General features: G+C 63.9%; 19 protein-coding genes. 12 read left to right on the forward strand and 7 right to left on the reverse strand.

Going from position 1 to position 25630, the window contains the following annotated elements; all coding sequences use genetic code 11:
• Nucleotides 1-114: 114 nt before the first annotated feature.
• Nucleotides 115-1005 (forward strand): sensor histidine kinase, encoded by an 891-nt coding sequence (locus ACW4LP_RS04590; RefSeq protein WP_302683095.1) that lies wholly within the window; start codon nucleotides 115-117, stop codon nucleotides 1003-1005.
• Between the two features lie 130 nt (nucleotides 1006-1135).
• On the opposite strand, the gene ACW4LP_RS04595 is transcribed toward ACW4LP_RS04590, so the two are convergent.
• A complete protein-coding gene (locus tag ACW4LP_RS04595; RefSeq protein WP_022740922.1) occupies nucleotides 1136-1660 on the reverse strand; it encodes a hypothetical protein in 525 nt (174 codons plus the stop codon).
• A gap of 230 nt (nucleotides 1661-1890) precedes the next feature.
• On the opposite strand from ACW4LP_RS04595, the gene ACW4LP_RS04600 reads away from it, so the two are divergent.
• A complete protein-coding gene (locus tag ACW4LP_RS04600) occupies nucleotides 1891-3447 on the forward strand; it encodes an RNA-binding domain-containing protein (RefSeq protein ID WP_455803507.1) in 1557 nt (518 codons plus the stop codon).
• Between the two features lie 228 nt (nucleotides 3448-3675).
• On the opposite strand, the gene ACW4LP_RS04605 is transcribed toward ACW4LP_RS04600, so the two are convergent.
• Together ACW4LP_RS04605 and ACW4LP_RS04610 are read right to left on the reverse strand one after the other, a co-directional pair.
• Nucleotides 3676-5556: a response regulator transcription factor gene (locus ACW4LP_RS04605; RefSeq protein WP_455803508.1), complete on the reverse strand. Its 1881-nt coding sequence runs from the start codon at nucleotides 5554-5556 to the stop codon at nucleotides 3676-3678.
• A 232-nt stretch (nucleotides 5557-5788) separates the two neighbouring features.
• Entirely contained in the window at nucleotides 5789-6304 is a 516-nt protein-coding gene (locus tag ACW4LP_RS04610) for a hypothetical protein (protein ID WP_114549336.1), read from the reverse strand.
• A 331-nt stretch (nucleotides 6305-6635) separates the two neighbouring features.
• On the opposite strand from ACW4LP_RS04610, the gene ACW4LP_RS04615 reads away from it, so the two are divergent.
• Both ACW4LP_RS04615 and ACW4LP_RS04620 read left to right on the forward strand, forming a co-directional pair.
• Entirely contained in the window at nucleotides 6636-7472 is an 837-nt protein-coding gene (locus tag ACW4LP_RS04615) for a PD-(D/E)XK nuclease family protein (protein ID WP_157012893.1), read from the forward strand.
• Between the two features lie 4 nt (nucleotides 7473-7476).
• Nucleotides 7477-8187 (forward strand): TorD/DmsD family molecular chaperone, encoded by a 711-nt coding sequence (locus tag ACW4LP_RS04620; protein ID WP_302383379.1) that lies wholly within the window; start codon nucleotides 7477-7479, stop codon nucleotides 8185-8187.
• Nucleotides 8188-8530: 343 nt separating this feature from the next.
• On the opposite strand, the gene ACW4LP_RS04625 is transcribed toward ACW4LP_RS04620, so the two are convergent.
• Together ACW4LP_RS04625 and ACW4LP_RS04630 are read right to left on the reverse strand one after the other, a co-directional pair.
• A complete protein-coding gene (locus tag ACW4LP_RS04625) occupies nucleotides 8531-10483 on the reverse strand; it encodes a UvrD-helicase domain-containing protein (RefSeq protein ID WP_232325776.1) in 1953 nt (650 codons plus the stop codon).
• Between the two features lie 9 nt (nucleotides 10484-10492).
• Nucleotides 10493-11446, reverse strand: coding sequence for a hypothetical protein (locus ACW4LP_RS04630; RefSeq protein WP_157012894.1), 954 nt, complete (start codon nucleotides 11444-11446; stop codon nucleotides 10493-10495).
• 295 nt (nucleotides 11447-11741) lie between these two features.
• Between ACW4LP_RS04630 and ACW4LP_RS04635 the strand changes: the two genes are divergently transcribed.
• The 6 genes from ACW4LP_RS04635 to ACW4LP_RS04660 all read left to right on the forward strand — a co-directional run bounded on the left by ACW4LP_RS04635 (nucleotide 11742) and on the right by ACW4LP_RS04660 (nucleotide 20510).
• On the forward strand, nucleotides 11742-15386 hold the full coding sequence (locus tag ACW4LP_RS04635; RefSeq protein WP_455803509.1) for a molybdopterin dinucleotide binding domain-containing protein: 3645 nt from the start codon (nucleotides 11742-11744) through the stop codon (nucleotides 15384-15386).
• Nucleotides 15387-15401: 15 nt separating this feature from the next.
• Entirely contained in the window at nucleotides 15402-16061 is a 660-nt protein-coding gene (locus ACW4LP_RS04640) for a 4Fe-4S dicluster domain-containing protein (protein ID WP_302383976.1), read from the forward strand.
• A 6-nt stretch (nucleotides 16062-16067) separates the two neighbouring features.
• The gene (locus ACW4LP_RS04645) at nucleotides 16068-16982 is read left to right on the forward strand and encodes a dimethyl sulfoxide reductase anchor subunit family protein (protein WP_455803510.1); all 915 of its coding nucleotides are present in this window, start codon (nucleotides 16068-16070) and stop codon (nucleotides 16980-16982) included.
• A gap of 267 nt (nucleotides 16983-17249) precedes the next feature.
• Nucleotides 17250-17939: a 4Fe-4S dicluster domain-containing protein gene (locus ACW4LP_RS04650; RefSeq protein WP_227069483.1), complete on the forward strand. Its 690-nt coding sequence runs from the start codon at nucleotides 17250-17252 to the stop codon at nucleotides 17937-17939.
• A gap of 12 nt (nucleotides 17940-17951) precedes the next feature.
• Nucleotides 17952-19022: a 4Fe-4S binding protein gene (locus tag ACW4LP_RS04655; protein ID WP_455803511.1), complete on the forward strand. Its 1071-nt coding sequence runs from the start codon at nucleotides 17952-17954 to the stop codon at nucleotides 19020-19022.
• 288 nt (nucleotides 19023-19310) lie between these two features.
• A complete protein-coding gene (locus ACW4LP_RS04660; RefSeq protein WP_455803512.1) occupies nucleotides 19311-20510 on the forward strand; it encodes a 4Fe-4S binding protein in 1200 nt (399 codons plus the stop codon).
• A 250-nt stretch (nucleotides 20511-20760) separates the two neighbouring features.
• Here ACW4LP_RS04660 and ACW4LP_RS04665 read toward each other — a convergent pair whose 3' ends face one another.
• Both ACW4LP_RS04665 and ACW4LP_RS04670 read right to left on the reverse strand, forming a co-directional pair.
• Nucleotides 20761-22380 (reverse strand): sensor histidine kinase, encoded by a 1620-nt coding sequence (locus ACW4LP_RS04665; RefSeq protein WP_455803513.1) that lies wholly within the window; start codon nucleotides 22378-22380, stop codon nucleotides 20761-20763.
• A 6-nt stretch (nucleotides 22381-22386) separates the two neighbouring features.
• Nucleotides 22387-23061, reverse strand: a complete 675-nt coding sequence (locus ACW4LP_RS04670) for a response regulator transcription factor (protein WP_302222455.1) — start codon at nucleotides 23059-23061, stop codon at nucleotides 22387-22389.
• A gap of 274 nt (nucleotides 23062-23335) precedes the next feature.
• Here ACW4LP_RS04670 and ACW4LP_RS04675 point away from each other — a divergent pair, with 274 nt between their 5' ends.
• A complete protein-coding gene (locus ACW4LP_RS04675; protein WP_455803514.1) occupies nucleotides 23336-24409 on the forward strand; it encodes a VTC domain-containing protein in 1074 nt (357 codons plus the stop codon).
• A 252-nt stretch (nucleotides 24410-24661) separates the two neighbouring features.
• A complete protein-coding gene (locus ACW4LP_RS04680) occupies nucleotides 24662-25357 on the forward strand; it encodes a DUF4956 domain-containing protein (RefSeq protein WP_455803515.1) in 696 nt (231 codons plus the stop codon).
• Nucleotides 25358-25630 lie beyond the last annotated feature (273 nt).

The raw sequence follows: 25630 nt of genomic DNA on the forward strand, positions 1-25630 counted from the left end.
TGGCAACGTCTCACTGCATGCTAGTCTCCGTAGGGGGCGACCTCGGTCGCCCCTTGCCACAACTAGAGCCATGCGACAGGTGCTCTGCAACAAACGAAACGAGAAAGGACAGTTGTGACGCTTGCCATATGCTTCGGGGGCCTGGCGCTCTGCGGGTTCGCGCTGGTGCTGCTGTACGGCCACGAACTTCGCCGCATGGCCCGCTTCCTGCGGAATCGCGACGGACGCTCCAATAGCCGCTTGACCACCGAAATGCCCGGACCCGGGTTCGCCGATCTGGCTCGTGCGGTGAACGGCACGCTGGATGCCGCCGACCGGCGCGAGCGCGAGCGCGCCGCCGAGCAGCGCCAGTTCCAGCGCGATCTGGCGAGCCTGTCCCACGACATTCGCACGCCGCTCATGGGTGCGAAGGGCTATGTCTCCCTGGCCGCCGAGGAGCCGGACGATGCTCGCCGCGCCCATTACCTGCAGGCAGCCGAAGCGCGCCTGGCCGACATGGAGGGCCTGCTGGACGCGCTGTTCGCCTACGCCCGCGCCACCGATGCCGCGTCCGATCTGGATAGGCGCCCCCTTGTCGTTCTGCCCGTGCTCGCCGATGTGCTCACTGGTCAGTTTCCCGCTTTCGAAGAGCGCGGCTGGGAGCCGGCGGTGGACTTTCCCGACGAGTCCCTGGTGGTCGAGGCTGACAGCGAGGCGCTGGCTCGTATGTTCGAGAACCTGGTGAGCAACGCCCTGCGCTATGGGACGTCCGCGCCGTCTATCATTCAGCGGGGTCGCACTTTGACCTTTTCCAACAAGGTTCCCGACCCGGCGGCTATCGACGTCAACCGTCTCTTCGAGCGCTTCTACCGCGCCGATGTCGCTCGCGCCCAAGGAGGCGCAGGCCTGGGCCTTGCCGTGGTGGCCAGCCTCGCTACCGCCCAGAACATAGAGGTTGAGGCCTCTTTGGAAGGCGACGAGCTTTCCCTGGCCCTTATCTTTCCTCCTGTTTCCGGAGAAGTGTGAGAGGGGAGGGCGGAGTCGGCTGCCGGGGTCGCGCTCTTCCGCAATGAAAACGGTCCCGCAGCCCTTTTGCGGCTGCGGGCCCGTGGCGTTCGGGCGTGGCCTTGCTTGGCGTTGCTCGGTCTTGCAGGTGCTAGAGTGCGGCGATTTCGCGGTAGGCGTTCATGGCCGTTTTGCGGCTCATCTTCGACGTGTCCCCTTTGAGGAAGGCGTAGAAGTTACCCTTGTTCAGACGGGTGACGCGGCAGGCCTCGGCGCGGGTCATGTTCTTGTCGGCCAGAAGATCGCCGAAGGCGGTCGAGACGTACTTCAGGATTTTGCGGTCGACCTCGATGCGCGAGGAATCAGTGCGCCATTCGACGAGGATGGTTTTGAACGGGTCGCCGTCGGGCAACATGCCCAGGTACACCTCCAACGGACGCCCCGACGCATGCCAGTGTTCGACGAACTCGTCGAACATCTCGGCCGCTTTCGTGCCCTCCGCGCGCCGGAGCAGGTATTCCTCGCGTCCGTCGCAGATCGCAAGCAGAAGAAGCGGCGCGAATGCCTCGGGATGCGCATCCTCGGCGGCGGCGAAGAACTTCTTCGTGCTTGTAGTGTTTAAACCGGTCAAACCTTGGCAGCGTTTAAGTAGGAAATAGCGGAATGAACAGGCCATACTTCTCCTTTCTCTCTGAGAGCCGAAATTATTAATAGAATCAAATAATACTTTTCATGACCAAATTAATCAAGAACAAGTTCGCGATCGCCACAAATGCCCCACGAGCGGCGATGGCCTATCGCTATCATTTTCAGTATCATCACTCTCGTTTATACTATCATTTACTCTATCATCACTATCATTTATACTATCATCCTGCAACAATATGATAGTGATGAGGAGATGCCATGGGACTTCCGACAAGTATAGAAACCCTGATCGAAGGGACTATTGTGGAAAGTGCGCGCATCGAATTCAAGGAGACGTGGGATCCGCAGGCATCTCTCAAGACTATTTGCGCGTTCGCCAATGATATTGACAACTGGGGTGGAGGGTATCTCGTCATTGGCGTTCGCGAGGATACCGCAGGCTATCGAACGGTAGTGGGGGTGCCGACGGATAAAGTTGATCTGTGGCTCAAGGATATGGTCAACAAGTGCAAGCTTATCCAGCCCGACTACATGCCCATTGTGGACGTTGCTGAGTACGAGGGCAAAGCCCTCATCGTCGTTTGGGCGCCCGGCGGAAGCGTGCGCCCCTACTCCTCCCCTAAAAGCATGGGGAAAAAGAGCGAGCGGATTTATTGGATACGCAAAATGGCGAGCACTCTGTCGCCATCCGAGGCTGAGAGACGCGACCTGTACAACCTCGCCAATAATGTCCCTTTCGATGATCGCGTGCACCATGGAGCGGAAGTTGACGACCTGAACATCACGCTCATCAAGGGATATCTTCGCGAGGTGGGAAGCTCGCTGTACGCGGAAGCCGATACGATGGACTTCGTAGAACTCTGTCAGCGCATGGATATCGTGCAGGGTCCCAAGGAATACCTGAAGCCGAAAAACGTCGGGCTCTTGTTCTTCGCGTCGGAGCCGGAACGCTTTTTCCCCTATGCGCGCATCGATATCGTTGAACTGCCCGAAGGGGAGGGAGGCAGTCGACTTGAGGAGCATATTTTTGCAGGCCCCCTTCACCATCAGATGCAAGATGCCTTGCGCTACCTGAGGAACAATGTCATCGAGGAGCGTGTTCGGAAGTATCCCGACAGAGCCGAGTCCGATCGCTACTTCAACTATCCTTACGATGCGATCGAGGAAGCGCTTGCGAACGCTGTTTATCATAAGGGTTACGATGTGCGCGAGCCCATAGAGGTGCGCGTTCTGCCCGACCGCATTGAATTACTCAGCTTTCCCGGAGCCGACCGCTCGATCAGCGCCGAGGGCCTAAGGCAATTTCGGGCGGTGAGCCGACGGTACCGAAACCGACGGGTGGGCGAGTACCTGAAGGAGCTGGGTCTCACTGAGGGCCGCAACACTGGCATAAGGAAGATGCTCGCCGCGCTGAGGAACAACGGCTCTCCCGATCCCATCTTCGAGACCGATGAGGAGCGCCTCTATTTTCTTGTGACCATTTTCGCCCGTCAAGACGAGAAAGAGCAATTCGGAAACGCCTCGGGGGATTTTGCGCACGAAGGCAGCGTGGCCTCTCGGGGCTATGGGAGCGAGGGTAGTTTGTCGACGGAGAAGGATAGGGATGCTCCCACCTGCAGAAGGGTAGGCGCCGGCGAGAGGCGTGAGCTGCTGCTGCGCATGTTCGAGGAAGAGCCGTCTAGCTCCATTCTCCAGGCAAGCAAGCGTCTCGGTGTGAGCGTCGCCACCGTCAACCGCGATGTCGAAGTGCTCAAGCAAGAAGGAAGATTGATGCGAGAAGGATCCAGCAAGTCGGGGTGTTGGCGCGTGTTGTGAGGGCGTCCGAATGGGGAGGGATGACACGTTGCTTGCCTTATGACCTCCGCTTCCGCTATGGTTAAATTGCAGAAGCGAAAGCGTGGGAAGAAGGATGGCGTGACGGTGTGTCCCGCAATCGGCAGTGAAGAAGTTCCCTGGGTTCGGAACGATGAAGAGCTCATGCTCGCCACAAGTCGGCGGCATCCGCCGACTTGTGGCGAGCGACGGACGATAGCTGTTTTGCCTCTACAGCTCCACTTCGTCGATGAGGTGGATGAGGTCTTGCTGGCTGTGGATGTTCAGCTTGCGGTAGATGTGGCGGATGTGGGTCTTCGCCGTGCCCTCGGAGATGTAGAGCTGCTGCTGGATGTGAGATGACTTGTAGCCGCGGGCCAGGTAGTACATGACCTCGCTCTCGCGGCGCGACAGCAGGTAGGTGTTGGCGATGACTTCGCAGCGTTGACGGAAGCGACCTCGGGCAGCGGGGGTGTCCTCGGCTGGCGGGGTGGCGTCGGAACCCTCAGTGAAGATGGAGCGCGAGAAGTCCATGGCCTGGCGGGCCGGGGAGGGGGCGGGGGTCGCAGCGCCAGTCGCGGCGGCTTCGACTCCTCCTTCGGCCTCGTCTTCGATTCCCTCTGCGTCGACACCTTGCTCCTGCGGGGCGTTTCCGCGGTTTGCGGTGGTTGCCGCGGCGGAGAGCGCCTCGAGCACCTCCTCGGGGTCGCCCAAATCGGCGAGGGCGGAGGCCACGGCCCGCTCCCACGAGGTCGCATCGGTGATCTCGGCCGCCTCTTCGCCTGTGTGGGCGGCTGCTGGCGCGTCCCCCTCGTTCACCACGATGAGTGGGGTGCGGGGAAGGTTCTGCGCGGCGGCGGCCCTCTTCGGCGTCACGGCAACGATAGCGGCCATCTCGTGCTCGTCGGGCAGAAGGGCGTAGGCAAGCATCATGGCCACAAGTACGATGAGCACGGTGCCCATTTCGCCGAGGCCGGTGGGCGTCCCGAGGGCCCCGGTGAACAGTAGCGAGGTAGAGCCGCCGAGGGCCGCCAGCGCCATAACACCGCGGCCGAGGCCGAATACGAAGATGGGGGAGAGGCGGAAGCGCTGGGAGAGCTCCGAGAAGAAGATCCACATAAGCGCCTCGAAGGACATGTATCCGACAAGCACCACCGAGGTCCCCCAAAACGACGTGCCCCCGGTCGTGAAGGGGATGAAAATGGCCGTTACGGCGATGAACGGGATGAGCGGCCGGAAGAAGATATGCCAGCGCTCGTCGCCGCCGAGGGCGAGAAACGTCACCATAATGAGCACCGTGGCGACGCAGGCGGTGACGAACAGCAACGCCTGATCTTCGAAGGCGCTGCCGGGCAGGATGGTCTCAATGGAGGTTTGGCGCATGATGCCCAGGGCCACGCCGAGGAAGAACACCGGCAATCCGAAGCGCATCACGAAACGCGCGTGATTGATGGGCAGCGGCTGGAAAAAGAGCTGGCGATTGTCGAAATCGAGGCTCACGTGGCGACGCAGCACAAGCAGGAGGGCGATTTCCGCAAAGGGAATGAGCGCGCTTGCCGCGCCGCCCCACGGGAAGGGGATCTGGTGCAGCACGAGGCCGTAGATGCCGAATCCGATGGCGATGGAGAGCGCTCCGTTAATGATGATGGAGGCTGAGTCGCGCCGCGAGAAGGCGATGCCCCAAGCAAGCAGCAAGATGGAAGAGCCCGTTCCCGTCAAGATGCCCGAAATGATTTGCAGCGTGCTGCCGTCGAAGGGCGATTCCGCGCCCGACCCGAGCAAGAGAAGCGTTCCCGTTGCGCCGAGCAGTGCGGCTGCAATGAGGGTGGGGGTGGCGTGCAGCGCCCGGATGAGCTTGGTGTCGAGGATGCTTGCGATAAGCAACAGCAGGCCGTAGATGAGGATCGAGACGAAATAGGCCAGGGACAGTTGATCGTTGAAGGGCCCGGCCTGAAGGCCTCCGGTTCCGAAAATGCCGCCTTTGTCGAACATGGAGCTGTAGATCCACGCTTGATGCAGGCCGTAGCCGAACGAAATGAGACTTAATTCGCCGAAGGATGCGCCTTCCTTGAAGTCGATTTTGATCGTAACGCGAGGAACCTGAAACCCCATAATCCCCCTCCTGTGCGCCCGGCCGTCTCACCAGGCAAGATGGTGCTTAATAGTTGAGTCAGGGGATTATAGATAGCGGATGATGCTTCGTCAACCCCGCCTTCCCAAGCCCCTTTCCCGTGGCCCGCGCTGCGTGCGAGTTCCGGCTCGTGCCTGCGACCTCGCGTGCGCGCCCTGCGCAGGATGCGCAGGGCCACCGCTGGTCGACGATGGCCCTGCAACGGTCGGCGACCTACTTGGTCACCGTGATCACCACGTTGTCGTAGCGATCGAGAACGGTCGAGCCATCGCCCTTCGCGGGGGCGGTGTAAGCCTCGCTCACGTTCTGGGACGTGGCGGCGTAGGCGCCTTCCGCGTCCTTGTAGGCCTGCTGCTCGCCGGTGGCATACACGCTGATCTCAGCGTTGTAGCCGTTGGCGGCGAGGTAGTCGGCCACCGACTGAACGTCATAGTTGTGAATGGCGTCCAGCCCGTTTTGGTTCTCGCTGGAGATGATGCCCTCGGTAAGGACGACATCGGCCGTGCTGCCCGCCGGAACGAACATCAGGTCGGAGTGCACGTCGCCTCCCACGGCGGTCTCGTCGACCACCATGAAGACCTCGTAGCTACCCAGACCGTCAGAGGAATCCGACACGCTGTCGTCGTGCACGTAGTAGAAGCCGTACGCCGGGACAGCGATCAGGGCTGCGCACAGGCAGGCCAGAACCGCGATGGCAAGAACCTTCTTGCCGAATGCTGCGTTGGTCATAAGTGCTCCCTCAATCGTGGTCGCCCCGCAGTTTCGCAACGCAGCCCCATTATGGCGCGCGCACGGAAAAGGTCAAGGGCAAAACCCCAGGTGCAGCGCACAATCATCCTCGTGGAAGGGCGAAATCATCACGAGAGGATGATGCCGCTTTTCGCAAAGATGGGCCTGGTCGTATGAGCTGGGCGCCGCGATGCTTCCTAGAATGTAGGACGAAGAGGATAGGAAGCGGCGTCTGCTATCGGATTGCTCGAGCGAACGAAGGGCGAAAAGAGCCTTCCGCGCATCGGGGTTCGCGATGACGACCGCACGCGAAACGAGAGAGGAAACCTGTATGGCCTATCAGCATCAGGGTTCTTGCGCGAGTGCCGGGGACACCCTCGAGCTGCTCGCCTTCGACGACGAGTTCGACCCTTTGGCGGTGGACGATTCGGAGATCGACCAGGAATGGATGGACGACGAGAACCCCTACGACACCATCGACTACCCCACCATGCGCAACATGCCCGAGACGGTGCACCACGATCCGGTGTACTCGCCGGCACGCCAAGGCAGCGCCACCGAGGCGCTTCAGGCGCTCATTGTCCGCAACCCCAACCGTCGGCCCGTGCTGCTGAACATCATCGGCCTGTGCGAGGGCGGCTGCCCCTCGAGCGTCATTTCCGAGCGCGTGGATGAGTGGCAGCGCGACAACTGGTCGGTATACGCTCCCATGACGCTTTGCCGCATGTTGGAGCGCGCCGGAGCGCTTACGTTGGAGATGCCCGACGTGTCCGAGGAGCACGAGAGCGCCGAGGAGGGTGTGGCGTACCTGGAGATTCGCGAGACCGTGGATCCGGTGTGGCGCGCGACTCCCGAGGCGTTGGCCTTGCGCGCGGAGTACCTCGCCGGCAAGAGCTTCCGCGCGGTTGTGCTGGGATCCGACGAGGCGCGCTACGCCGAGGTGTACGCGGCGGTTATGGAAGCCCTTGAAGAGGCGCCGCGAAAGCTGGACGCCATTGAGAGCCTGACCGACGCCATGGAGATCACCAAGTCGCCGCGCCGCTTCGGTCAGCACTTCATCGATGTGCTGGAAACCTGCGACTGCGTCATCTGGGGCGATGGCGCCTGGAACTTGACCGATTTGGGGCGGGCTATGCTCGCCGAGCTGAAGAGCGCGAAGGAGGCTTAACGCTATGGTCGTTATGGAAGAAGCCGTCGTTGAGGAAGCTGCCGCTTCCGAGGATGTGAACCTCGTTGAGCTGATGAACGCCCGCGCCCGATCCTACGGCATGCTGGCGCGTCTGTTCCGCGAAGAGGTGGATCTGCCGACGCTGCGCGAGCTGCAGAAGATGCGCTTTCCCCAGGCCACGGGCAATGCGGCCGCCGATGAGGGCTACCACCAGCTGTACGACTACCTGAAGCGCGCCTGGGACGACTCGGTGACCGAGCTCGCCATCGATTACGTGAGCACGTTCATCGGCCACGGCGTGAACGGGTATTCCGCCGCCTATCCGTACGAGTCGGTGTACACGTCCGAGCGCCGTCTGCTCATGCAGGAGGCCCGCGCCGAGGTGCTCGCCACGCTGCGCGAAAACGAGTTGAAACGCGGCAACTGGAACGAGGCCGAGGACCACATCGCGCTGGAGCTCGAGTTCATGCAGCGCATGGCCCTGCGCGCCGCCGAGGCGCTGTCCGACAACGCCGAGGACGAGGCGATCGCCTACCTGCGCACGTCCTACGACTTTTTGGAGAATCACCTGCTGAACTGGGTTCCCATGCTGGTCGCCGATATGCGCATGCACGCCCGCACCTTGTTCTACCAGGGTCTGGGGCAGCTGACGCTCGGCTCCCTGCAGGAGGACGAAGCCGTCCTGCGCGAGCTTTTGGATTCCGTGGAAGCTTAAGCGGCCTTTTGCGGCCCAAACCTTACCAACCCCTTCCTTCTTTCCCCTCCCTTCGTCGGCCCCGCCCCTCCTCGGCGGGGCCGACCCGTTTTCGCGTGCTGCCCCGCGGTGTGCGAGAGGAAGCTACTTGGAAAACAACGGGTAGCGTACCCAGAAACTACGCTACCCGTTGTTTTCCAAGCAGAATGAAGAGCGAGGAAAGAGAAAAACTACGCTAACCGTCATTTCTCAAGCAATTGAGGGATACCGTCCGGCGGTGAGGGGGGAAATGGCGAAACAAGAAAAGCCCCGGTTGCGGGGCTTTTCTTGAGAGGGTTTGTCGGCGGTTGATGGGTTGCCGGCTCTAGTCGATCCCTGCGTCGGCGAGGAGGGCCTGGCCGCCTAAGGTGATGGGGGCTGCGGCGCCGGCTTCTTCCAGGAAGCAGGTGGGGCGCAGGGTGGCGATGCGCTCGCCGTCTTCCATGCGCACGCGGGCCACCTGCATCTTCGTGCGCTCGGCCAACTCGAGCGGGGCACGGCTGAACGTGGAGAACATCAACGCGTCGGTGGCTTTGGCGACGCCAGCGGCAAACGTGCGGCGATCGGCCTCGCGCACGCGGTCGCGGTCGGCGTCGGTGGAGACCACCTCGAAGGCGTCGCGGGCGGGCATGAAGCCGTCCACGCAGCCGGTGACGTACAGGGCGCGGTAGCCGCAGCCGCACAGCTGCTCGTAGGAGCTGACGCGCACGGCGCGGACGTTGGCCTCGTGGGTGGGGAAGAACTGGGTCTCGCGGATCATGGCATACAAGGTCGGCGCGTCCTCGTCGCCGGCCAGTGTCGCGGAAAGCGTCGCGAAATCGCGCAGCTTGTCGGCGCCGAGGGCCGCCAGCAGGTTGTGCCCGCGGCGCCCCGCATGGGCGGCGATCATTGTGCGGCCGGCCTCGTAGCGCTCGGCCAGGCGCTCGGCTCGGGGGAAGGGCTCCGCTTCGCCGGCGGTGCGGGCGGCCACGGCCGCCTCCAGGGCATCCAGGATGCCGGCGTCGTGCTCGTCGCACCACTCCATCAGGAAGTGCCAGCCGTCGGAATAGGTGAGGTAGTTTCCGAAGCCCACCCACGCGCGCCAGGCGAACAGGTCATCCGGGTCGGCCAGCAGGTTCAGCGATGTGTAGGCCACAAGCGCCCGGGCGCGGTTCATGTCGCGCGGATCGCCGCCAAGGCGCTCGAAGCCCAGCGATGACACCATAAAGCCGCGGCGGACGAGCATTTGCTCGAAGGCGTGCGCCCACTGCTTGTTGGGGGCGACGACGCAGAGGTCGGATTGGGCCGCCTCAGGATTTTCGGCGTTCACGGCGAACAGGTAGCGCGTCAGCCCGTTGAATTCCTCGTCCGGCGTGTTCCACTTCACGGTGGCGATGTCGCGTATGGTTCCCTCGCGCTGGTCGGCCGCAAGCGCCTCCTCGTTGCCCGCGCGGACAACGGCATTGCAGAACGCGGTGACGTTGGGATTGCCGAAAGCGGTGTTCAGGGCGAACACGGTCACGTTCCGACGCAGGGTGTCGAAGGTGGCGAAACCCTCGGGGGCCGGGAAGCTCGTGGCGACGCGCACGGTCTCGTCCGGATTGCCGGCGACGATGAGCTGGTCGCGGGCGAGCAGGCACAGGCAGGTCTGCTGTGCGACGGAAAGGTTCTGGAAGTCGTCGGCGAGCACGAGAGAGAACCGCTGTCGCGCGCCGGCGCCTGCATCACTTTGCAGGTAGCGCCCGCAGAGGTAGGCCACCTCGTCTTCCAGCATGGCGTTCGTGGCACCGAGCAGGCGATGGGCCAGCTCCAGCGCGTCTTTCTCCTCGCCCACGGCCCAGTCGTCCTCGGGGGCGAGCGCGCACCACTGCTTCTTGATGTGGCCGAGCTCCGAGCGCAAGCGGCGGGCGGGAGTCCCCAGGGTCTTCATGTCCTCCAGGAAGAAGTTGTACTCGAAGGGCGCGAGCACGCGGGGGGTGCGGCCGGTGGCGGCGCGAGCCTCGGGCGTTTCCAGCACGGCAAGGCACACCTGCTGGGCGCAGGCCACGGTGATGCGGCCGGCGATGTCTTCCACGTCCTGCACCCCGGCGGCGGCCAGGGCGTCCACCAGGCGGCGACGCGCCACGCGGGCCGCCTCGGCCGTGGAGGTCTCGATGAGGATGTCTTCGGGGGCGCATCCGGCGGCCACGGCGGCAGCGGCCCGGCGCAGCAGCGCCTCGGTCTTGCCGGAGCGCGCGGGGCCGACGATTTTGGCCGTGCGACCGTCGAAAGCGGCGATTTCTGCCATCATGTCAGTCATGAGTGCCTCCTAATCGGCCAAGATGCCGCTGGTCGAGTCGAAATCGCGCGTGGAGCCATCGGCGTAGACGACCGTCCACTGGTCGAAGGCGAGGGCGAAATCGGCATCGGGCAGGGCGTACTTCTTCTGGATGTCCTCGCCCAGATGCGCCTCCTCGGCGATGCGCTCGGCCACGATTTCCTCGGCGGTCTTGTCAAGCTCGCCGCGTTCGACCTCTTCCAGGTCGTGGGCGATGCGGGCGCGCACGACGATATCGGCCGCTTCCTCGGCCTCAAGTGCCGCTTCGGCGGCCTCGGCTACCAAGGCGGGGGAGGCCATGAACGACTCCTCGGCGGCCTTCTCGGCGGCCTCGGCCTCGGCTGCGGCCGCCTCTTCGGCGGCGCGGGCCGCGGCGGCCTCGGCCTCTTTGCGGGTCTCAAGCGCTTCCATGCCGGCGGCGTACTGCTTCTCGTAGGAGGCCGCGGAAGGCAGCGTCACGGCGACGACGTCCTTGCCAAGCGCGCCGGCGTTCAGGGCCTCGCGCACGCGGCTCACCCACTTGCTCTCCTCGGGGTCGATGCCGCAGGTGGAATCCAGCCGCAGGCGCACCACGAGCCGGCCGCCCTGCAGCTCGATTTCCAGCCACGTGAACACAAGCTCGGGCTTGCCCTCCTCGCGCTGGCGGCGGTTGAAGATCTTCATCTGGTTGTCCACGGCGTGCACCTGGTTCAGCAGCCAGTGCTCAATGGAGTCGCTCCACAGCGCGTCGGCGCCTTCCACGGAGGAATCCAGGTACTCGCGGGCCCCCACGCGCACGGTCATGCGGAGGGTGTTCACCGGCTCGCCGTCGGCCGCCGGGTGGGTGCGCACCACGGGCGTTCCCAGGTAAGAGTAGCAGCGATCGATCTCCAATCGCAGCTCGTGATCGACGATCGACTCGTCCAAATCAAGCGTGAGGGCCATGGAAGGATGGGGCTTGCTCATCGTTGTCTCCTTTCGTCCTATCCTCTTCGTTATCCAGTATAGAGAGGCCTCGAGCAGGGAAATCATCCCATCGAGATGAGCGCGCGGGATGATTGCCGTCCCTTAAATCGGCCTGCTCTTATGATTGCGCGGCCTGCGCGGCCCATACCATTTTCAACCGTTGGGCAACAAAACATCGGTGGCCGCTCGACAGCGGAGGCGGATCTTCACCCCTCCACTCGCGAAGGCCGCCGACGCCGCCGAGGGCCGCCGGTGTTTTGTTGGAAAGCATCGAACGAAAGAGAGAGGAGGACCCATGGCTAAACTTTCACTGACTCGTCGCAGCTTCCTGAAGGCGGCCGCCGTCACGGGCGCTGCGAGCACTCTGAGCTTTGCCGTAGCACCGTCTGCGGCTTTGGCCGAGGGCGTCGACGAATCAGCTGGTGAGGTCAAGCGCATCCGTTCCTGCTGCCGCGCGTGCGGCAAATGCGAATGCGGTGTGTGGGTCACCGTGCAGGACAACAAGGTCATCAAGGTAGAAGGTGACGAGTCCAACGCACACAGCCGCGGCCACTGCTGCGCGAAGTCCCAGGCGTCCATGCTGGCGCTGTACCACCCCGATCGTTTGCGCTACACCATGAAGCGCACCAACCCCAAGGGCGAGGACGATCCCGGCTGGGTGCGCGTCAACTTTGCCGAGGCCATGGACGAGATCGGCGCCAAGTACAACGAGCTCATCGACAAGTACGGCGGAAAGTCGATCTTCTCCATGGGCGGTACCTCGCGCGTGTGGGCTCAGCCGCCCTACGGCACCCTGAAGTCCGTCTTCGGAACCCACAACTTCCATTCCGCCTACGAGATCTGCAAGGGCCCGCGCCACTTCGGCGGCGTGCTCACCGACGAGAAGGGCTCGCCGTGGATGGAGGTGGAGCAGGGCCCCATCGTGTACGTGCAGTGGGGTACCGCTTCCGAGTATTCCAACTACGACTCCACCAACCGTACCGTCGTGGACTGCTCGCAGCGCGCCTACAAGCACATTCTGGTTGACCCGCGCATGAGCCCGCTGGGCAAGGAGGCCGATCTGTGGCTGCCCATCCGCGTCGGCACCGATTTGGCCATGTCGCTCGGCTGGCTGAAGTGGATCGTCGACAACGACGCCTACGACAAGAACTTCGTGAAGCGCTGGTCCAACGGCCCGTTCCTCTACAACCCCGAGGCCGACGGCAAGACCTACAAGGGCTACTTCCTGGAAATGAACGGCGGCATCCACATGACGAGCCGCCTGCTCACCGAGGCCGACCTCGACCGCGAGTGGGTCTCCCAGTTCTGGGAGCCGGCGCCGGAGCAGTACTCCTACCGCCGCTTCATCTGCTGGGACGCCGCCAACGAGAAGCCGACCTACTGGGACGCCGAGGAATGCCAGTGGGAGGGCGAGAAGCACAAGATCCCGACCACCGGTACCTGGATCGAGCACCCCTACAAGCCCATCATCGCCGATGCGTGGCTGCCCGACCCCTCGAAGTTCGCCGACCCGGCCGACCCGGCCTACGACGCCTACTGGACCGGCGAGGGCAACGAGAAGGGCGCCAAGTCGAACCCGAAGGGCCTGCCGAAGGATCCGGAGCTGTGGCCCGACGGCGTGCAGGTGAAGCTCGCCAATGGCAAGATGATCGAGGCCAAGTCGGTCTGGCAGGAGTGGGAGCACAACCTGGAGGAGTACACGCTCGAGCGTGTCTCCGAGATCACCGAGGTTCCCGCCGACAAGATCGAAGAGGCGGTGCGCACCTACACCACGCGCCTGAACCCGCTTCACGGCAACGGCGGCATCCACTACCAGCTGGCCCCCGACCAGACCGGTCACGCCGTGCAGAACACCCGCGCCCTGCAGCTCATCGCCTGTCTCACCGGCAACTCCGACGAGCCCGCCGGCAACCGCGGCTCCTCGAAGGCCCAGGTGGATGGCTGCTGCGGCCGCGCCAACATGATCGTGACCGACCACGAGCCGGTCGACTGGGGCATCCGCGAGGGCATCGGCACCATGGAGCTCGGCAACACGCCGCGCGATCTTTCCGTGGAGGACCAGATTCCGCTGATCCAGAACTTCGTGAAGTATCTGCAGGACGAGAACTCTCCGCTCATGGAGCGCTACGGCAACCACATCCCCACCGATGAAGAGGCCCGCATCATCGCCATGCGCAAGGGCGGCGACTACAAGGGATCGCGTTCCTTCCCGGGTCTGAAGACCCCGTTCGAGAACAACGCGGACCAGATCTCTGCCGAGCGCTTCCCGCTTCTGCGCTTCTGGAACTCCTGGACCGACGCCTCCTCCATCTGGGACGCCATCCGCGAGATCGATTCCCCCTACAAGCTCTACGGCGGCATCTGCATGTCCGGCGACTTCATGAACCAGTCGAATTTGCTGGAGGCGTGGGACGCGCTGACGCAGCTGGACTTCTGGGTCGACATCAACCTGTGGTCGTGCCCGAACAACGGCACCGCCGACTACGTGTTCCCCTGCACCCACTGGTTGGAGACCAACACCGGCCGCGTGTCCCAGGGCGCCGGCGGCATCTTCGGCGCCGGCCAGCGCTGCGTCGAGCCCATCGGAGACGTGGTCTTCGACCCGACCTTCGTCGTGTGCCTGCACAAGTCCATGGGCGTGCCGTTCAACGATCGCGACCCCGAATACGACGAGTGGCTGAACCTCGACTACCATGACTTCATTCAGGCCGGCGGTTCGGTGGGCTATGAGGAGCAGGAGTACCGCGTGCTCAAGGACGCCACCGACTGGTGGAAGACCGAGGAGTACCCCGACGGCCCCGACTTCCCGCAGTACGCGGCGAAGTTCCAGGAAGAGGGCTGGTTCGACTGCCGCAAGTGGCATCCCGAGCGCTGGGGCACCTACCGTCGCTGGGAGATGGGCTACCGTCGCCAGCAGGCCGGCTACAACCTGTACGCCGCCGTGGACGAGAAGTGCGCCTTCGGCACCCCCACCGGCAAGGTGGAGATCTGGTCGACCATCTGCGAGTCCTACATCGGCGACACGGTAAGCGAGTCCTACGTGCTTGAGACGCCAGGCACTGCTGCCAAGGTGGGCGAGAAGACCCCGTACTTCGCCCAGGTGTGCTCCCCGGATCGCGACGCCTACGCCGGCGACATTCCGGACATCGACAAGTTCCCGCACTGGTTCGAGCCGAAGAACTCCCGCGTTCAGGCGCCCGAGTGGTACGACGCCAACCTGGTGGACGGCGCGTCCTACAACAGCGACAACTACCTGAACAAGCCCTACCACGGCATCGCCGGCGTGGGCAACGGTCAGGCGACCGACAACGGCACCACCGACAACCTCGAGGCCTACAAGCAGGCCGTGAAGGAGAACCCGGAGGCGACCTTCATCTGCACCTCCGGCGCCCGCCAGCCCGTCTACTTCCACTCCGAGCACCGTCAGCTGCCCTGGTGCCGCGAGCTGTGGCCGTCCCCGCGCTTCGAGATGAATCCGAACGACGCGGCGCGCCTCGGCATCGAGCAGGGCGACTGGATCTGGGTGCGCACCCCGTGGGGCGCTATCCGCGAGGTGGCCGATCTGTACTACGGCATCAAGGAAGGCACCACTAACGCCAACCATGCCTGGTGGTACCCCGAGATGGATCACGCCGCCCACGGCTTCGAGCTCGTCGGCATCAACTGCACCATGGACAAGTACGCCCAGTGCTGGATCTGCGGCGCCTCCCAGCTGCGCGGCAACCCGATGGTCGTCTACAAGGCCACCGAGGAGAACTCGCCGTTTGGCAACCCCGTGCCGTGCGATCCGTGGGGCAACGAGGCGATCACCAACGCCAACGACCCGCGTCTGAAGGAATGGCTGGCCAACGACCCGCGTCTGGACGACTCGAAGGTGGAGCTCACCTACGCGAGCGCGGATGCCAAGGGCCTGCAGACCTTAAGCCTCATCAAGGAATAGAAAGGAGGAAGATCAATGGCGAATTACGCGATCATCACCGATTTGAACCGTTGCACGGGCTGCCTTGCCTGCACCGTGGCGTGCAAGGCCATCAACGGCGTGGACGTGGGCAACTTCTGGATTAAGACGCTGCGCGTCGGTCCGCATCCCATTGAGGGCGGTTCCGGCACCTTCCCGGACGTGGAGATGTACTTCCTCCCCGTTCAGTGCCAGCACTGCGAGAACCCCGAGTGCGTGAAGGTGTGCCCGACCGAGGCGTCTCATGTCGCCGAGGACGGCACCATCCAGATCGACAAGGACAAGTGCATCGGCTGCCAGTTCTGCGCCATGGCCTGCCCCTATGGTGTGCGCTACCTGAACCAGACCGAGCGCGTTGTGGAGAAGTGCACGCTGTGCGAGCAGCGCACGAGCCAGGGCGAGCTGCCCCAGTGCGTGGCCCAGTGCGGCGCCCGCGCCCGCTTCTTCGGCGACCTCGATCAGGGCGTCGAGAACTTCGAGGCCCCGGCGCATCCGGACACCCCCGGCTGCCAGTACGACGACATGACGAAGACCCGCGTGAAGCTCAAGGACTACGTGGAGGCCTTTACCGAGAACGACATTCATCACCTCACCAACAAGGGCAACAACCCCAAGCTCATGTACTTGTTGCGCGAGGGCCGGAAGTGGAGGGAGTAACAACCCATGGAAATTCAGTGGCCCCTTATTCTCTTCACCTTCTTTAATTGCCTCGCCGGCGGCATCTTCCTGATGCAGGGCATCCTCACCCTGTCCGGCAAGGGCAAGGCCATGCAGCTCGCCTCCTGCATAAGCGCGATTGTGGCGCTCGCCATCGGCGGTCTGTCGGTGTTCTTCCACCTGCAGCATCCGCTGCGCATGCTGAACGGCTTCGGGCACATCACCTCCGGCATTACCATCGAGCTGATCTTCGTGATCGTGTTCGCCATCGCCGTGGTGCTGTACTTCCTCATGATGCGCCGTTCCGAGGAGGGCGTGGCCCCCAAATGGTGCGCCGTTCTGGCCATCGTCGTGTCGCTGGCGCTGCCGTTCGCGACGGGCGACTCCTACCTGATGAGCGCCATTCCCGTGTGGGACACCATGCTGCTGCCTCTGTACTACGTGGTGGCCACGGTGATGCTGGGCGGTCTGGCCGCCATGATCATCGCCGGCGCCACGAAGGCCGACGACGCGGTGAAGCTGTCTGCTACGGTGGCTTTCATTGGCGCGGTGGTGTGCGCCGTGGTGAGCGTCATCTATGCGGTGGCCATCTCCGGTATGGGCGCGAACTACACTGAGATGCAGTACTACTTCGATCCGACGCTGCCTGACGTGGCCATGCGCCAGTCCGAACAGATCACCGGCGCTATTCTGGCCGGCGAGCATGCCGTGGCCTTCTGGCTGGGCAATGTGGCTATCGGCTGCGCGGTGCCTGCCGTGCTGGCGGCCCTGGTGATGACGGGCAAGATTCCCGCCGAGAAGGCTCTGGCTGTGGCGGTGGTTGCCCTGGTGTGCGCCGTGATCGGCACCATCGTGTGGCGCGTGCTGCTCTACGAAGTGGCCGTGAACGCCCTCATCCAGTTCCAGTGGGCGCTTCAGTAAGAGGTTGAACGTGAGAAGGGCCATCTCTGGTCGGTTGGCCCTTCTCTGAAGACGAGTGTTGGACAGGGCGGCTTGATGTAACGGCTTAAGCCCCGCAGGCGACGCAAGTAAACCGCCCTGTCTGTTTCGAAATGGCTTGCAAATAACGATTTTACGGTTGGAGAACGCGGCAACCGTTATTTGAAAGCCATTTAAGCAAAGAGTGAAGGAGAACGCGGCAACCGTTATTTGAAAGCCATTTAAGCAAAGAGTGAAGAGGAGACTGCTATGGCTCAAGAGGAAAAGAAGGACGAAGCCGAAGTCAAGCGTGCGCCGCGTGGCGGCATCACGCGGCGCGGGCTGTTCATCGGCGTGGGATCGACGGCGGCGCTGCTGGGTCTGGGCGCTTTGCGCTACGCGGGCCACAACCCGCTGAACCGACCGCCGGGAGGCACCGACGAGGCCCATCTGGTAAGCGGCTGCATCCGCTGCGAGCGCTGCTACGAGGCGTGCCCCCGTGAGGCCATCGTGCCGGCGAAAATCGAGGACGGGCTGCTGGGCATGCGCAGCCCCATGCTCGACTTCAACACGGGAAACTACTGTGATTTCTGCTACGAGGAGAACGGCGGCAACCCCTTGTGCGCGGCCGTGTGCCCCACGGCGGCCCTGGAGCTGCCCGCCAGCTACACGGTGGGCAACCCGGAGACCGGCGAGACGGGCGACATCATCATCGGCACGGCGGAGATCGATCCGCGCACGTGCTTGGCCTATCGCATGACCGGCTGCCGCGACTGCTACGACGCCTGCAACTACAGCGCCATCGAGCTTAAGGACGAGGGCGGCGCGAACCCCATTCCCTACGTCGTGGAAGACAAGTGCAACGGCTGCGGCGCCTGCCAGGCCGCCTGCCTGTCGCTGTCGTCCGGTTCCATCAAGTCCACCGAGCGCGCCATCGTCGTGCGCCCCATCGAGGCCTAAAGGGGGTAAGTTATGGCTCAGAAGAAGGAAACTACGGAAGCGTCCGTTTCATCTCAGGCTGCGGGCGTGAAGGGGAAGGGCTCTGCGAACGCGCTGGCCGCGAAGCTGAAGACGCGTCGGCTGCGCACGGCTGTGGGAGCCGTGGTGTTCGTCGGCATGGCCGCCGGGCTTGTCGCCGGCGTGAGCATGGGCACGATGTCCGGCTTCGGTTGGGACACGTTCTCGATGTTGTGCCCTTTGGGCGCGCTGGGCACCATGATCGCCACGAAGACTATGATTCCCCGCGCGGTGGTGTCGCTCGTGCTTATCGCCGCGCTGGTGCTCGTGTTCGGCCGCGCGTTTTGCTCGTGGCTGTGCCCGACCATGCTCATCGACCGCATCCGCGACTTCTTTCGCTCGCCCAAGAAACGCCGCGAGCTAGCGGAGAAGAAGAACTCCGAGATCAAGGCCATCTCGCAGCAGGAGCTGACGAGTTTGAAAGCTGCGAAGGACGGCCACGCCTGCGGCGCCTGCGGTAAGTGCCAGCCGGTTCATCACGGCAAGGTGGACTCGCGCCACGCAGTGCTCGGCGGCGCGCTGCTTTCCACGGCCGTGTTCGGGTTCCCGGTGTTCTGCCTCGTGTGTCCGGTGGGCCTCACGTTTGCCACGGTGCTCGTCATCTGGCGCGCCTTCGCCCACGGCGACGCGACCATCGGGCTCATTCTCATTCCGGCCATGCTCGTCATCGAACTGGTGGTGCTGCGCAAGTGGTGCTCCAACTTCTGCCCGCTTTCGGCCCTCATGAACCTGGTCGGGCGCTTCTCGCGCACGTTTGTGCCTACTATTAATGATGAGAAGTGCCTGGAGACGGCCCGCGCCACCTCCTGCAGCCGTTGCGCCGAGGTGTGCGACGCCGACATCAACATCCGTCATCCCGAATTCGGGCTGCGCACCATGGCCGACTGCACGCGCTGCCGCAATTGCGTGGACGTGTGTCCCACGAAGGCCATCACTATGCCGGTGTTCGTCGGCAAGAAGGCGGCCAAGACCGTCGTGGAAATTCCCGATCCGGTCATGGACGACTTGGAACCAAAGTTGGACTAGCGACTCGTTGGGGGGGGGCGGCCCGCGGAGCCCGTGCTCGCCGCCCGCTGATCGCTGTTTCCCGCTGCGAACGCGGCCAAGGAATCAGCGAAGATGACGCACATGAGTCGGTACTATCCCGGCATCGTTGCTGCTGAAGTGGAAGCTGATTCTTAAGAGCCGCGTTCTCCGCGGGGCGATCAGAGGTCGTCGATCACGGGCTCCGCGGGCCGCCTCGCGAGGTGATATTAAGCTGCAAGAGCGGGAGGGCTTTGGGAGAGGCCCGACCGTCTTGGAAGAGGAGTGATAATGGTTGAGACGATTGATGCGGGGGCCCATCGCTATGTGGGGGCCGCGTTTACGGTCGTGGACAGCGGGGCCATTCGGGTGCATCGGGAGCGGTGCGCGAAGGTGCGCAACCGCAATGTGGACTGCCTGAAGTGCGCGGCGGCGTGCACTTCAGGGTGCATTTCTTTGGATGATGGCGAGTTGGTGATCGATGCCTCGAAATGCGTCGGCTGCGGCACCTGCGCCACGGTGTGCCCCACGTGCGCTTTGGAATCTTTGAATCCGTCGGACGCCGAGTTGAAGGTCGCCTGCCTGCGCGCCGCGCGCGGTGACGAGGTGGTCATTGTCTGCAGCCAGATGGAGGCGGCCTTGGGCGATTTGCTGGTGCCTGGTGTTGCGGCGTCCGTGATTTGCGCAGGGCGCGTAGATGAGTCGCTTCTGGCGGGGCTCGCCGCCGAGGGCGTGGGCTGTGTGACGGTGCTCTGCGGCGACTGCGAGGGTTGCGCCCAGCGCCACGGTCGCGACACGGCGGAGCTCGTGGCCGAAACGGCGCGTCAGGTGCTCGGCGCTTGGGGCAACGAGCTGGAAATCGTCGTGACCGACGTGCCTCCGGTGGGCGTTCTTGCTGATGGCGTCGATACCGGAGCCGTCGAAGCTGCCCGCGACGCCCACTTTGCCCAAGAGCCGGCTTGTCCGCCTGTTCGCGAAGCTGAAGAATTTCTCACCGGTTCATCTGTAGAGGCGGATGCCCTGCGCCGTCCCGCCCATTCCCTCCATGTCATGAAGGACGGCACGCTGCCGCACTTTATTCCCGATCGGCGCGAGCGATTGCTGGACGCATTGGCGCAGCTAGGGGAGCCTGCGAGCGGCAAGCTGGAGACCCGCCTGTGGGGTGCGGTGGTCATCGACGGCACGAAGTGCGTTTCTTGCCGCATGTGCGCGACATTCTGCCCTACCGGCGCCATCGCGAAGTTCGACGACGCCGACGGCACCCTAGGCGTTGCCCACACCCCGGGCGACTGCGTGAAGTGCGGCAGCTGTGGGGACGTGTGCCCGGCCGGCGCCATCACGCTGCTCGATGCCGTGCCTGTAAGCTGGCTCACCGACGGCAGCCGCCACCGTTACGTCATGACGCCGCGCCCCGTGAGCCTTACCGACAACCCACACCAGATCCTCGACACCTTCCGCCTCGACTTCAACGGAGACATCTTCGAACGGTAGGGGAGCCGCACCGATCGCCGGGGCCCTCCGCGCAGGGAGTCGGCGAGCCGTTAGCGAGCCGTCCTTCCACGGCGTCTCGCCGAAGCCCGCACGGCGGCGACGGGATCGTCGTGCGGCGAACTTCAGACTTCTCCGCAAAGCAGGAGAGGTCGCATCTCCCGACTGCCCCGGCATCCGCCCCGGCAGCCACGCGACCTCGATCTGCCCCAGCCCCCGGCGCCCCTATCCTCTTCACGGCGCCGGGGGCGTTTTATGCCAAGGGCAAACGCAGAGTGAAGGTGGTGCCTTCTTGTGCGGTGCTGGTGACGGCGATGGTGCCCTTGTGGGCTTGGGCGATGTCGCGGGCGATGGCCAGCCCCAGCCCGTAGCCGCCGGCGCCGTCGTTTTCGCTGTCGACGGCGTTGTGGGTGCGGGCTTTGTCGGCGCGATAGAAGCGGTCGAACAGGTGGGGCAGGTCGGCCGCATCGATGGGCTCGCCGCTGTTGCGCACGGAAAGGACGGCATCTCCCGTCGCAGCCCGCAGCGTCACGGCCACGGTGCCCCCGGGGTCGGTGTACTTGCAGGCGTTGTCCAAAAGCACGGCCACGGCCCGTTGGAGGCGCGCGGCGTTGCCCCGTACGGCAATGCCCGGCGCGACCGTGCATTGCCAGGTAAGATCCCGTTCGAAGGCCACGGCCTCGAAGGTGAGGGCCTCGCCCTCCACAAGGCGGCTGAGGTCGACGACGGCCGCGGGGCCTTCCGAGGTTTGGGCGCCTTGCGGGGTCGGTCGGGCCAGATCGAGCATATCGGTCACGAGGCTCTGCAGGCGCTCCGCCTCCATCTGGGTGCTCTCAATCCACTGGCGCTGGCTGGCGATGGTGTCACTGCCGCGCTGCCGCAGGATGGCGTTGTTGGCGAGGATGACCGTGAGCGGGGTCTTCAGTTCGTGGGACGCGTCGGCTGTGAACTGCTGCTGCTGGGCCCAGGCCTGCTGAACCGGGCGCAGCGCCCAGCGGGAGAAGACGAGATTCAAAAGGAACAGCAGCCCCAGCGCCCCTAGGCCCACGGCGGTGAGCACGAGGGCCAGCGAGCGCCAGCCGTCGGCGGCGCTTCCGTCGGCGAAGGCCACCATGAGGTCGGGGCCTGCCTCATGCTTGGCGAAGTACAGTCCGACGTCGGGCAGATACCCCCAGGGCGCTTCAGCGCTGACGACTTCAGGAATGGCGTGCACGAGCAGCGCCTCGGGCACGGTGGCTCCCGAGCGGTCGGTCAGTTGCATGACCGTGCGGTCGGCAATGTAGTAGACCGCCACGGGCAGCGAGGCCTCCTCGGCGGTGCCGGGGCCTCCGATGCGGGGCGGCGCGAAATCGGGATCGCTGGTGCCGGCGCCGATATCCTGGGTGGGAGCGGGGGCCGAGCCGTCCTCTGCGGGTGTTTCCGCGCCTTCAACGCTTTTGCCCGGGTTTGCGTTGCCGCTCGTGGTGCCTTCCGCGTCGTTGTCCGCGTCGGTGCCACCGGCCGCCTCGTTTCCAGCGCGATTGTCGTCATCGTCCGCGCCATCGGCGCCTGCGGCGTTCTCGCCGTCTTCCCGGGGGGCCTCGCCCCGATGGAAAGGCTCGGCGTCGGGGATGAGCTGCGGTTCGTGCAGGGAGCGGCTCGTGGCGGCCATGAGCCGGTTGCGCACGTCGTCGATGTCGGCGCGGTAGTCGGCGTAGCAGATAGTGGCGAACGAGGCGGCCAGCACGAGGGCGGCCAGCGTCATGTTCAGGGCTATGAACTTCGTTCTCAGCTGGCGCAGCATGGGGGCGGCTTCGTCGGCTGCGCGCTTCGGAGTCCTGACGCCCTTCGGGTTCAGCCAGGAGGCGAGGCGCGGTTTCGGAGGGAGGCCCATGGGCGCTTAGCCCTCCTCGGCGAGCCGGTAGCCCACCGAGCGGATAGTCTCGATCTTCGCCTTCGACCCCACGTGGGCCATCTTCTTCCGCAGAAACGAGATGTATGCCTCTACGTTGTTGTCGCTGGCGCTGGATGAGGGCCCCCAGGCGCGGCTGATAAGCTGCTCTTTCGAAAGCACTGCTCCCGGCGAGCCGAGCAGGATGCGGGCGATGGCGAACTCCTTCTGCGACAGGCGGATGGATTCGTCGCCGCAGGTGAGATCCATGGATTCAAGATTCAGCGTGAGATCGCCCACGGTGAGCGTCTCGAAGACGACATCGCCCTGGCGCCGCGTGAGGGCGCGCAAGTGGGCCAGCAGCTCGGCGGGGGAGAAGGGCTTGGTCATGTAGTCGTCGGCGCCGGAGTCGTAGCCGCAGATTTTGTCGCTTATGGCATCGCGGGCGGTGAGCAGCAGAATGGGCGTGCCCACATGCGCTCGGCGCAGGCGCTGGGCCACGGTGAAGCCGTCGGCCTTCGGTAGCATGACGTCCAGGATGATGACGTCGTAGGTGCCGGTCTCGCCGTAGCGCACGCCGGCCTCCCCGTCGTGCACGACGTCGGTAGTATAGCCGTTGTCCTCAAGGATGCGGGCCAGCGCCTCGGCGAGGCGAGCGTCGTCTTCCACGACCAGAACGTGCATGGTGATCCTTTCCGTAAGGGGCTGCCGCCGAGAACCGTCGCGCGCCGACATCTCGGGCCTCGTTGCGGTATTTCGCGGTGCGCGCCGGGACCGTTGCGGCCCCATGGAGCGCCCAGGTTCATTGTAACGGCCCAGCTGAAGGCAACCTGAAAGGAATTGGCTGCTTCAGGCGGTTTTCAGGAAGTCCCCTTATTGTTGGGGCCGGCTCGCGAGGGATCCAGGTTTCGCGGACCGGCGAGAATCAGGATCCGCGGCCAGCGAGGAAGGAGTATCCGTGACCGCCTACAACAGCGTGTTCAAGCGCGTGGAGAAGAAATACCGCATCGATGTGGCCGAGCGTGCGGCTGTGGAAGCGGCGGCGGAGCGCCTCATGGCTGTTGATGATTACGGTCGCACCCGCATCACAAGTTTGTATCTGGACACGCCCGAGCGCGCCATGATCGCCCGTTCGGTGGAAAAGCCGCTCTATAAGGAGAAGCTGCGTCTGCGCGCCTACGGGGATGCGGCTGGGGTGGCCCTCATGGGAGCTTTCGGTGCCGGGCCGATTGTGCGTGAGCCAGGCGGCCTGCCGCTTTCCGATGGGGAAGTGGAAACGCGGGTGGCTGCGGGGCTACGAGTGGCGAGGACGGCCGCAGGGCTGCAAGTGGCGCCTGCTGCCGCCGGGCTGCAGACGATGGGCGATGCTGATGGGGATGCCGTGGGAAGTGTCGAGGCGTGCAGGCCGTGCGCTGGAGAGGCGCTTCGGGGCAACGGTTTGTCAGCGGGCTTCCCTGTGTTTTTTGGCATCAAGAAGAAGTTCAAGGGCATCGTGTACAAGCGGCGGCTCGCCCTGACGCTGCCGGCGGCGCTGGCCTTCGTGAGCGGCTTGCCCTACGAGCAGGCCTGTGCCCGTTGGCCGCTGCCGGATGCGGGGCTTGCGGCCGTGGCGCTCGCGCCGGCCACGCGCCAGATCGCCCGCGAGCTAGAGGCGGCCATGAACCGTTGGCTGCCCCTGGCGCCCTCCATGGGCATCGCCTGCGATCGTGTGGCCTGGGCCTATCGGCCCGAGGTACGCGAGGCGCGTGGGCGCGACGAGCTATTCGACGCCGATCTGCGCATCACCTTCGACGACCGCTTGGCGTATTTCGACTGTCATCGCTTCCGTTCGCCATGGCGGCCCATCATCGAGTCGAGCGAGTCCGTCATGGAGATAAAGAGCGCCGGGCCCTACCCGCCGTGGCTGGTGGACGTGCTGTCGGCCGAGCGCATCTACTCGGCTTCATTTACCAAGTATGGCAACGCTTATCAGATGGCAACGGCTGTGCCGCGCGCTCGAAATCATCGAAGGGCCATGCGTGGTGGTGCGTGAACCGTTCGGGAAATGCGAGTCCTGGAAATAGGCGAAAAAACGGAGTTGTTAGACATGGGCTAAGCTTCAAGGTCCTTCAACGGAGGAAAAGCGATTCGATCTGAGGCGAAAAACCCACTCGCAGACCCTCTTTTCGGCGAAGCTCAGAACAAAGAAGTCTAACAAGTCGGAATTCCTGCCCAAAACGAGGGAGCGCATTGTCTGGAAGGTTGCTCGCAAGAGTAGGCAGAGAATGAACAAGAAAGGAAACTCATGCTTGAATCAACGTTCTCGTCAGTGTTCGGAACAGCGGAATCGCTGGTAGGGGCCGTCTCGGCGGCGGACTTCTTGCTCTGCTGCGTGTTCTCGGTGGTGCTGGGCGCGGTCTGCGCCGGTGTGTACATGTTCCGGCACAGCTACTCGAAGAACTTCGTGGTGACGCTGGCGCTCTTGCCGCTCATCGTGCAGATGGTCATCACGCTGGTGAATGGGAATTTGGGAGCGGGCATCGCGGTCATGGGCGTGTTCAACCTTGTGCGGTTCCGCTCGATTCCCGGCTCGGCGAAAGATATCGGCAGCGTGTTTCTGGCCATGGCCATCGGCTTGGCCACGGGCATGGGTTTTCTGGGGCTTGCCGTCGTGTTCACCGTGGTGGTGGCTGTGGTGAACCTGCTGTTCGTGCTGACGCCCTTCGGCCGCCCGCGTGAGCCGGGCAAGACGCTGCGCATCACCATTCCCGAAGACTTGGAATATGACGGCGTGTTCGACGCGGTGCTCGGGCGTTATGCGGCCGAGTCGGAGCTGACCGAGGTGACGACTACCAACATGGGCAGCCTCTTCCAGCTGACCTACCAGCTCCGCCTGCGCGAGCGGGGGCTTGAGAAAGCGATGATCGATGAGCTGCGGTGTCTGAACGGGAATCTGAAGATATCTCTGGGGATGACGCCGCAGGGGCGCGAGACGCTTTAGGTCCTCGGGGCACTCCGCGAGGTGCTTTCCGGCATCGGTGCTCGCCGCCCGCTGATCGCTTTATCCCGCTGCGAACGCGGCAAAAGAAATAGCGGAAGGAACGCACATGAGTCGGTACCATCCCAGCATCGCTGCTGCTGACGTAGAAGCTATTTCTTAACGGCCGCGTTCTTCGCGGGGCGATCAGAGGTCGGCGAGCACCGATGCCGGAAAGCACCTAGGGAGATAGACCCAATAGTAGTGCAAGACCATAAGGACGAACGATCAAAGGGA

It is taken from the genome of Adlercreutzia sp. CNCM I-6215, assembly GCF_977072315.1.